Source organism: Cellulomonas septica (assembly GCF_012396155.1).
GTDB classification, from domain to species: domain Bacteria; phylum Actinomycetota; class Actinomycetes; order Actinomycetales; family Cellulomonadaceae; genus Cellulomonas; species Cellulomonas septica.
Genome location: NZ_JAAXOY010000630.1, coordinates 1 through 1977, shown reverse-complemented (window position 1 = coordinate 1977; position 1977 = coordinate 1). Strand labels below are relative to the sequence as shown.

The window sequence follows — 1977 nt, the reverse complement described above, 5'->3', positions numbered from 1 at the left end:
GAGCTCGACGGCCCACAGCCGCCGCGTGCCCGACATGCCGACCCCGCGCGCGGCGTCCCGGACGCCCAGGTCGACCTCGCCGAGGCCCGTCACGGCGCCGGACAGCAGCGGCGGCACGGCGAACACCGCGCACGCGATGACCGTCGCGGGGTTGCCGAACAGGCCGCTCGCGGCGAGCAGCGTGAGCAGGGCGAGCGTCGGCAGCGCGCGCGTGGTGTTCGCGACGACCACGCCGACCGTCGCGCCCCGCCCGCGGTGCCCGAGCCACAGCCCCACGGGGAGCGCGACGACCGCCGCCAGGAGCACCGCCTGCACCGACACCACGACGTGCGCCCACGTGAGCGCGAGCACGCCGTTGCGGCCCGTCCAGTTGAGCGGGTCGTTGAGCCAGGCGAACGCCTCGGCCAGGATCTCCACGCGTCGCCCCCCTCAGACCGGCCGCGCCGTGCGCGCCCACGGCGTGACGAGCCGTCCCACGCCGGCCAGGACGAGGTCGCACACGAGGGCCAGCAGCAGGCACAGCACCGTCGCCGTCATGATCTCGGCGTGGTAGTTGGAGCGGAAGCCCCGGAACATCAGCTGCCCGAGCCCGCCGTAGCCGACGACGACCCCGACGGTCACGAGCGCGACGGTCGTGACCGTCGCCAGCCGCAGGCCCGCGACGATGCTGGGCAGCGCGTTCGGCAGCTCGACCGTGAGCAGCAGCCGCGCGCGCCCGTAGCCCATGCCCCGCGCGGCGTCGCGCACCGCGGGGTCGACGCCCTCGAGCCCGACGACGACGTTGCGCGTGAGCACGAGCAGCGCGTACACGACGAGCCCGATGAGGACGGTCGTGCGCTCGATGCCCGTGTAGGGCGCGAGGACGGCGAACAGCGCGAGCGACGGGATCGTGTAGAGCACGCCCGCGACGCCGAGCACCGGACCCGCCCAGCGCGGGCGCACGTGCGCCCACGCGCCCAGGGGGAGCGCGACGAGCGAGGCGAGGACGACAGCCTGGACGGTGAGGGACGCGTGCTGCCCGAGCGCGCCGAGGACGTCGTCGGCGTTGCGCTGCAGGTACTCCCACGAGAACCACGGGTTGTCCGGCTGTGCTGCTGACAGCATCCGCCGACGGTAACCGTGACCACCGACAGGCGCACCCGGCGTCCGGTCCGCGACCCCTCGGCCGACCTGCGTCGACGCCCGGGGGAGGCGGGCGTCGGACGTGGGCAGTAGCGTCCGGGGGGTGGTCCAGCCCGCCATCGCGTTCGAGCACGTGCGCAAGGAGTACCCCGCCGCCCACGGCCGCGGCGGTGCCGCCGTCGACGACCTCTCCCTCGACGTCCGGCCGGGGGAGGTGCTCGTGCTGGTCGGACCGAGCGGCTGCGGCAAGTCGACGACGCTGCGGATGGCCAACCGGCTCGTCGAGCCGACGTCGGGCCGCATCCTGCTCGAGGGCGACGACGTCACGCACGCCGACCCGGTCGCCCTGCGGCGGCGCATCGGCTACGTGATCCAGGACGTCGGCCTGTTCCCGCACCGCACCGTCGCGCAGAACGTCGCGACCGTCCCGCGCCTGCTCGGCTGGGACCGCCACCGCACCGCGGCCCGCGTCGACGAGCTGCTCGCCCTGGTCGGCCTCGACCCCGCGAAGTACGCGCGCCGCTACCCGCACGAGCTCTCGGGCGGCGAGCGGCAGCGGATCGGCGTGGCACGTGCGCTCGCGACCGACCCGCCCGTGCTGCTCATGGACGAGCCGTTCGGTGCGGTCGACCCCGTCGGCCGCCGCCGTCTCCAGACCGAGTTCGCGCGCATCCAGCGCGAGGTCGGCACGACCGTGATGCTCGTCACGCACGACATCGACGAGGCCGTCCGCATGGGCGACCGCGTCGCGGTGCTGTCCGCGGGCGCGCACGTCGAGCAGCTCGCGTCGCCGCTCGACGTCGTCGCCCGGCCCGCGACCGACGCCGTGGCGGACCTCGTCGGACGTGGCCGGCT

3 protein-coding genes are annotated in these 1977 nt (G+C 75.4%); 1 reads left to right on the top strand and 2 read right to left on the bottom strand.

Features of this window, described 5'->3' with window-relative positions; genetic code table 11:
* Both HGA02_RS17470 and HGA02_RS17465 read right to left on the bottom strand, forming a co-directional pair.
* Positions 1-417, bottom strand: a 417-nt coding sequence (locus HGA02_RS17470) for an ABC transporter permease subunit (protein WP_168680489.1), incomplete at its 3' end; no start/stop codon positions are given.
* Between the two features lie 12 nt (positions 418-429).
* On the bottom strand, positions 430-1104 hold the full coding sequence (locus HGA02_RS17465; protein ID WP_124343858.1) for an ABC transporter permease: 675 nt from the start codon (positions 1102-1104) through the stop codon (positions 430-432).
* Positions 1105-1225: 121 nt separating this feature from the next.
* Between HGA02_RS17465 and HGA02_RS17460 the strand changes: the two genes are divergently transcribed.
* Positions 1226-1977 (top strand): ABC transporter ATP-binding protein (locus HGA02_RS17460; RefSeq protein ID WP_168680487.1); only part of this gene is annotated, 752 nt, incomplete at its 3' end.